Source organism: Streptococcus parasalivarius (assembly GCF_054785155.1).
Genome location: NZ_BAABOB010000002.1, coordinates 287,612 through 295,155, shown reverse-complemented (window position 1 = coordinate 295,155; position 7,544 = coordinate 287,612). Strand labels below are relative to the sequence as shown.

Here is a 7,544-nt window from a genome sequence, read left to right as displayed (position 1 = left end):
TAGTTACGACGTCTAGCGCCAAAGGACTTATCGACTTAACAAGACACCACTACTTTAACATAACGAAAAAAGTAGTGAGTACTTTCTCCCGTCGGAGATTTCCTCACTACTAATCTTAGTATGTTTTGTTTTACCTTAATTCGTCTGTTGTTGTAATAGGCTCTGACCTTAAAAAGATAGACAAAATTTTATTCATATGAAAAGTAGTAAAAAAGTTATATAATGATTTCGTAAATAAAGAGTTAAAGAATATTATCATTTATAATAAGGAGTATGAAATGGATTATACCAACTCGGACTCAGAACTATTCATAGAGTTTAAATCACGTGGAAAACGATGCCAACTTTTATATATATCCGAAAGCCATAGTGAAGGGTTATATGAGATTGTTTCTACTGAACGAGAACGTCTTGCTAAGTGGCTTCCTTGGGTGGACGAAATGAAAAGTGTTGAAAATGAAAAAGCATTTATAAAGTATGCACGTGAAAAAATGGAGCGCAATGAGTTATTTATGTTAACAATTTTCGTCAATCAGAAACCAATAGGGATGATAGATATACATAATATTGATTTACAAAAACATCAAGCCGAAATTGGATATTGGATATCAGAAAAATATGAAAATCAAGGTTTTGTAAAACAGGGTTTAAAAAAATTAATAAAAATCATTCCATCCAAATTTAAAATTGATAAGCTTTTGATTTATATAGATGTTGATAATGTTAAAAGTAAGTTTATACCAATTAGTTTAGGTTTTAAAAAGGAAAGCGAAATCTCCCAATTCGAGTTCTATAATGGATTCTATCATGATTTTGAAATTTATGGGCTAAATGTGAACGAAGGAAATATAGCAAATGATTAAAGTGAATTTTTTACAAATAAATAACAATCAGAGAGTTTTGATTTTACCCCATTATCTAGGTATGATGTAAGAGTTAGTACTGAACAGCAGAAAAGGAAAAATTTTTCTGACCCCATATCATTGCTTATTGCTCTATTTTTGTAATTAAGATATAAAAAATCCCCACCAGAAAGAAATTCTGGTGGGGTATTTGGTGGGGAACCAAATATAAGTAATTAGATTTTAGCGTTTTAAAATAATTTAAAATGCTGTTAAATCAATCGAGTCACTTTAAATTAGGTTTATATTTTATTCCCACTCTACTGTTGCAGGTGGTTTACTTGTAATATCGTAGACGATACGGTTAACGTGGTCAACTTCGTTAACGATTCGAACAGAAATCTTTTGAAGAACTTCCCATGGAAGTTTCGCAAAGTCAGCTGTCATACCGTCGATTGAAGTGATAGCACGAATAGCGATAGTGTAGTCGTAAGTACGGCCATCACCCATAACACCGACAGAACGAACGCCTGTGTTAACAGTGAAGTATTGCCATACATCACGATCAAGACCAGCTTTGGCAATTTCTTCACGAAGGATAGCATCAGACTCACGAACGGTTTCAAGTTTCTCTTCAGTGATTTCACCCATAACACGGATGGCAAGTCCTGGTCCTGGGAAAGGTTGACGCCAAACGACTTCATCAGGCATTCCCATTTCAGTACCAAGGGCACGAACTTCATCTTTAAAGAGGGTATTAAGTGGTTCAATCAATTCAAATTGCATGTCTTCTGGAAGTCCACCAACGTTGTGGTGAGATTTGATTGTTTGAGCTGTCTCAGTACCTGATTCAATAATATCAGTATAGAGCGTTCCTTGAGCTAGGAAGTCTACACCTTTAAGTTTGCTTGCTTCGTCATCAAAGACGTAAACAAACTCGTTACCAATGATTTTACGTTTTTTCTCAGGATCATCAACACCAGCCAAGAGGTCTAGGAAGCGTTTAGAAGCATCAACACGGATAATGTTAAGGCCAAATTTACCTCCAAGCATCTCCATAACTTGGTCACCTTCACCTTTACGGAGAAGACCGTGGTCAACGAAGATACATGTCAATTGATCACCGATAGCTTTTTGCAAAAGGACACCAACAACAGATGAGTCAACCCCACCTGAGAGTCCAAGAAGGACTTTACGGTCACCAACTGTTTCACGGATTTGTGCAATTTGCATATCTACGAAGTTAGCCATTGACCAGTCACCTTTGGCACCACAGATACCAAAAGCGAAGTTTTTCAAAATGTCGTTACCATATACAGAGTGACGAACTTCTGGGTGGAATTGGATACCATAGAAGTTTTTCTCGGTATCTTCCATCGCAGCGAATGGGCAATCCACTGAGTCACCAACAAGATGGAAACCTTCTGGAATTTCTGTAACAGCATCACCGTGGCTCATTAGAACGACTTGTTCTTCAGGAGTTTCAGCAAAGAGCTGTGATTGGGCACGAAGGCGAAGTGTTGATTGGCCATACTCACGGTTACCTGCTTCACCAGCTGGAACAACTTTACCACCGAGTTTGTGGGTCAAAAGTTGCATTCCGTAACAGATACCAAGAATTGGGATACCAAGCTCGAAAATCTCTTCGTCAATACCAAATGCATCTTCGGCATAAACAGAGTTAGGACCACCAGAAAGTACGATACCGATAGGATTGATGGCACGGACTTCATCAGCGGTAATTTTATGGCTCTTCAATTCAGAGAAAACACCAAATTCACGAATACGACGTGCAATCAGCTGATTGTATTGGCTACCATAGTCTAGAACAATGATTTTCTGTACATCATTCAAAGTAGAAATGTCAGTCATTATTACCCTTTCTTTTTACGTCACACATGGACTCTTTCTTATGCAATCATTGTATCACAAATTTATGGACTTAGCACCTAGATTTATACGAGAAACTGTAAGTATCATACTCATCTTTACAATTCTGTTACTTTTTTTGTAAAATAGGGGTACAGAAGGGGGTATTAGATGTTACCAGCGTATATTCGCATACATGATAAGATTAAGGAAGATGTTGATGATGGCACTTGGAAAATCGGGCAACGTCTCCCTAGCGAGCGAGATCTTTGCGAGACTTTTGATGTAAGTCGTATGACTGTGCGTCAGGCCATAACACTTTTAGTAGACGAGGGGATTTTAGAGCGTAAACCAGGCAGTGGCACTTTTGTGGCTAGTAGTCGAGTTAAGGAAAAGATGCGTGGAACTACGAGTTTTACTGAGATTGTCAAATCCCAAGGCAAGAAACCATCTAGTGAGCTTATTTCTTATCAACGTGTACATCCAAATGAGTTTGAAATCAAGAATTTAGGTGTTTTACCACAGTCCTATGTCATTCGTATGGAACGTGTTCGCTTTGCAGATGCCATTCCAGTTGCCTATGAGATTGCTAGTATCCCTGAGAAGATTATCCGAGGTTTCAAGGAATCAGAAATTACCGAACATTTCTTCAAAACATTAACTGATAATGGCTATGAAATAGGGAAAAGTCAGCAGACCATATCAGCTAGTTTGGCCAATAGTAGTCTAGCCAAGCACCTCAAGGTTATGACTGGTGACGCTCTCTTGAGTTTGACACAGATTTCCTTCCTCCAAGACGGGCAGGCTTTCGAATATGTACGAAGTTACTATGTGGGCGACCGTTTTGAATTTTATTTGGAGAATAATTAGAAGTCACTGCTTTTTTCTGCACAAGAATGGTGCTAACACTATGATTTTATGGTAAAATGGAGCTTATGGAAATTGAAAAAACCAATCGCATGAATGCCCTTTTCGAGTTCTATGCTGCACTGTTGACAGATAAGCAGATGAACTATATTGAGCTATATTATGCGGATGATTATAGTTTGGCAGAAATTGCCGAGGAATTTGGTGTGAGTCGTCAGGCCGTATATGATAACATCAAGCGTACTGAGAAGATTCTAGAAGCTTACGAGATGAAATTACATATGTATTCAGATTACATCGTCCGTAGCCAAATTTTTGATGATATTATGGAAAAATACCCAGACGATAGCTATCTTCAGGAACAAATTGCTGTGCTTAGCAGCATTGATAATAGAGATTAGATTCAAGCAGAAAGTAAGAGAGGAAATGACATATGGCTTTTGAAAGCTTAACGGAACGCTTGCAAGGCGTTTTCAAAAATTTAAGACGTAAAGGAAAACTTTCAGAGAAAGAAGTTCAAGAAGTTACTAAAGAGATTCGTTTGGCACTCCTTGAAGCAGACGTAGCCCTACCAGTTGTTAAGACATTTATCAAGCGTGTGCGTGAACGTGCTGTAGGTCACGAAATCATTGATACTCTTGATGCTTCGCAACAAATTATCAAGATTGTTAATGAAGAATTGACAGAGATTCTTGGGTCTGAAACATCTGAAATTGAGAAATCTCCAAAGATTCCAACTATCATAATGATGGTTGGTCTCCAAGGGGCTGGTAAAACAACCTTTGCTGGTAAATTGGCTAATAAGCTGATTAAAGAACAAGAAGCCCGTCCAATGATGATTGCTGCGGATATCTATCGTCCAGCAGCCATTGACCAGTTGAAGACTTTGGGACAACAAATCAATGTTCCTGTTTTTGATATGGGTACAGAGACACCGGCGGTTGAGATTGTCAGAAATGGTTTGGAACAAGCGCGTGCCAATAAGAATGACTATGTCTTGATTGATACGGCTGGTCGTTTGCAGATTGACGAAACCCTCATGCAAGAGTTGCGTGATATCAAGGATTTCGCCCATCCAAACGAAATCCTCTTGGTTGTAGATAGCATGATTGGTCAAGAAGCTGCTAACGTTGCCAAGGAGTTCAATGAACAACTAGATATCACAGGTGTCGTTCTTACTAAAATTGACGGTGACACACGTGGTGGTGCGGCTCTTTCTATTCGTGAGATTACCGGCAAGCCAATTAAATTCACAGGTACTGGTGAGAAAATCACAGATATTGAGACTTTCCACCCAGACCGTATGTCAAGCCGTATCTTAGGTATGGGTGACCTTCTTACCCTTATTGAAAAAGCTTCTCAAGAGTACGACGAGAAAAAATCTCTTGAGTTGGCTGAAAAGATGCGTGAAAACACCTTTGACTTCAATGACTTCATCGACCAATTAGATCAAGTGCAAAATATGGGTCCTATGGAGGATTTGCTTAAGATGTTGCCAGGTATGGCTAACAATCCAGCCTTGGCTAATGTTAAAGTAGACGAGAAACAGATTGCACGCAAGCGTGCCATTGTATCATCAATGACACCAGAAGAGCGTGAAAATCCAGATCTTTTGACACCAAGTCGTCGTCGCCGTATTGCCAATGGTTCGGGAAATACCTTCATCGAAGTAAACAAGTTTATTAAAGACTTCAACCAAGCCAAACAAATGATGCAAGGTGTTATGTCTGGTGATATGGAGCAAATGATGCGTCAAATGGGTCTTAACCCAAATAATATGCCAAAAAACATGCCAAATATGCCTGATATGGGTAATATGGATATGTCTGCCCTTGAAGGCATGATGGGTGGCGCAGGTATGCCGGATCTTGGGAACATGGACCTTAGCCAAATGCTTGGTGGTGGTCTTAAAGGTAAGGTCGGTTCATTTGCTATGAAACATGCGATGAAACGTCAAGCTAACAAGATGAGGAAGGCTAAGAAAAAACGTAAATAAGAAAGGACTAGAGCTTATTGCTCTAGTTTTTTTATGGCATATTGACATCTAGGGCTATACATTGTAATATACTAGTGTATATACAGTAAAAAGGAGTAGATTATGAAACCGAAAAAGAGAATTCAAGAAATGACCTTTGCAGCTTTGTTAACTGCGATTGCTATCCTTATCCCAAGTATTATGCCAATTAAATTAATCATTCCACCGGCTTCTTATACCTTGGGGAGTCACGTTCCAATATTTCTAGCTATGTTTATATCGCCCTGGGTAGCAGCTTTTGTTATCTTAGCGTCTAGTTTTGGCTTCTTTATGGCCGGCTATCCGATTGTGATTGTTTTTAGGGCATTCTCGCATATCATCTTTGGTTTTTTAGGAGCTCTTTATTTAAAAAAGTTCCCTCAAACAATAGAAAACCATAAATCATCTTTTCTTTTTAACTTTGTTTTAGGGGTTATTCATGCCATCGGTGAAGTTCTTGCCTGCGTGATTTTTTATTCAGTAACGGGAGAGGACTTCCAAAAACTATTTTATGTTCTGTTTGTTTTAGTTGGATTTGGTACTATTGTCCATAGTATGATAGACTATGTTATAGCATTAACGATTTTCAAAAGTATTCGAAAAATTCGCTAGTTGTAAGAGGAGTTGTTTAGTCTATGACTTTAAATCGCAAGCAAGAATTATTGGCACTGTTAAAGCAGTCTAAAGAAGCGATTAATGGGCAGAGTTTGGCGGAACATTTTGGTGTGACTCGTCAAATCATTGTCCAAGATATTGCCCTACTGCGAGGAAATGGAGCTCAAATTATCTCAACTAACAGGGGTTATATTTATAAAAATAGTGATGATAATTCTTATGCGCATCGACTGTTTAAAGTGAATCATAGGGTGAATGATATGGAAGAAGAGCTTCTAGCCATTGTCGATAATGGAGGACGTATTCAAAATATCATGATTGATCATCCAGTCTATGGTGAAATCCAAACCTTGTTGAAGTTGACTTGTCGTCGAGATGTTAGACATTTTTTAGAACAAGCAGCGTCAAATGATTTTCGTCCCTTATCTGAATTAACCAACGGTGTTCACTATCACCTTGTTGAAGCTGATAATCAACAAGATTTAGATTACATTGAAGAGGCACTTGGCAATCTAGGATTTTTGGTCAAATATTAATACAAAAGAGAAATATAAAAGTAGTTGATTTCACTTGAAGTCAACTACTTTTTTTGATAAAATTATGTTAGTTTATTAACTTACGGAGGTAGCTATGTTTTCAGGACAAAGACTTAAAGAAATTCGAGAAGCGCAAGGAATGAGTCAAGCATCAGTAGCTAAGCATCTAGGGATTTCACGCTCCTCTTATTTTAACTGGGAAAACGGTAAGACAAAGCCAAATCAAAAGAATCTTACGGTATTGGCTGAACTTTTTGGTGTAGCTGAAACATATTTTTTGTCTGAACATGAGATTGTAGAAGTGTACTTGGAATTAAATGAGGAAAATCGACAAGAAGCTTTGCGACTCACTAAAGCTCTTCTGGAGGAGCAAGAAGCAGAAAAGAAGAAAGCACCTGTTATTCCACTTTACTCTTACAAAGTTTTCGAGCGTTTATCAGCCGGAACAGGTTATACTTATTTTGGTGATGGCAATTATGATGAAGTTTTCTATGATGAAGAATTAGATCATGATTTTGCATCATGGGTATTTGGAGACTCTATGGAACCTACCTACCTAAATGGTGAAGTAGTGCTAATCAAACAAACAGGTTTTGATTATGATGGCGCTGTCTATGCTGTAGATTGGGATGGCCAAACTTATATCAAAAAGGTTTATCGTGAGGAGGACGGTCTTCGCTTAGTTTCTCTTAATAAACGCTATGGAGACAAGTTTGCTCCTTATGATGAAGATCCTCGAATCATTGGTAAGATTGTTGGTAACTTTATGCCTGTTGAGGGGTAGGCAACTTTTATCAATTG

At 38.2% G+C, this 7,544-nt stretch carries 8 protein-coding genes; 7 read left to right on the top strand and 1 reads right to left on the bottom strand.

Annotation, left to right across the window (positions count from 1 at the left end; all coding sequences use genetic code 11):
- Positions 1-278: 278 nt before the first annotated feature.
- The gene (locus ACYVQ1_RS03560; protein WP_461249854.1) at positions 279-863 is read left to right on the top strand and encodes a GNAT family N-acetyltransferase; all 585 of its coding nucleotides are present in this window, start codon (positions 279-281) and stop codon (positions 861-863) included.
- A gap of 288 nt (positions 864-1,151) precedes the next feature.
- On the opposite strand, the gene guaA is transcribed toward ACYVQ1_RS03560, so the two are convergent.
- Positions 1,152-2,714 (bottom strand): glutamine-hydrolyzing GMP synthase, encoded by a 1,563-nt coding sequence (guaA, locus tag ACYVQ1_RS03555; protein ID WP_155211961.1) that lies wholly within the window; start codon positions 2,712-2,714, stop codon positions 1,152-1,154.
- Between the two features lie 168 nt (positions 2,715-2,882).
- Between guaA and ACYVQ1_RS03550 the strand changes: the two genes are divergently transcribed.
- The 6 genes from ACYVQ1_RS03550 to ACYVQ1_RS03525 all read left to right on the top strand — a co-directional run bounded on the left by ACYVQ1_RS03550 (position 2,883) and on the right by ACYVQ1_RS03525 (position 7,527).
- Positions 2,883-3,581 (top strand): GntR family transcriptional regulator, encoded by a 699-nt coding sequence (locus ACYVQ1_RS03550; protein WP_461249853.1) that lies wholly within the window; start codon positions 2,883-2,885, stop codon positions 3,579-3,581.
- A gap of 65 nt (positions 3,582-3,646) precedes the next feature.
- A complete protein-coding gene (locus ACYVQ1_RS03545) occupies positions 3,647-3,979 on the top strand; it encodes a putative DNA-binding protein (protein ID WP_002883908.1) in 333 nt (110 codons plus the stop codon).
- 32 nt (positions 3,980-4,011) lie between these two features.
- The gene (gene ffh, locus ACYVQ1_RS03540) at positions 4,012-5,574 is read left to right on the top strand and encodes a signal recognition particle protein (RefSeq protein ID WP_461249852.1); all 1,563 of its coding nucleotides are present in this window, start codon (positions 4,012-4,014) and stop codon (positions 5,572-5,574) included.
- Positions 5,575-5,676: 102 nt separating this feature from the next.
- Complete coding sequence (locus tag ACYVQ1_RS03535) at positions 5,677-6,204, top strand: ECF transporter S component (protein WP_461249851.1); 528 nt, start codon at positions 5,677-5,679, stop codon at positions 6,202-6,204.
- Between the two features lie 23 nt (positions 6,205-6,227).
- Positions 6,228-6,743, top strand: a complete 516-nt coding sequence (locus tag ACYVQ1_RS03530; protein ID WP_461249850.1) for a 3H domain-containing protein — start codon at positions 6,228-6,230, stop codon at positions 6,741-6,743.
- Between the two features lie 94 nt (positions 6,744-6,837).
- Complete coding sequence (locus ACYVQ1_RS03525) at positions 6,838-7,527, top strand: XRE family transcriptional regulator (RefSeq protein WP_461249849.1); 690 nt, start codon at positions 6,838-6,840, stop codon at positions 7,525-7,527.
- Positions 7,528-7,544 lie beyond the last annotated feature (17 nt).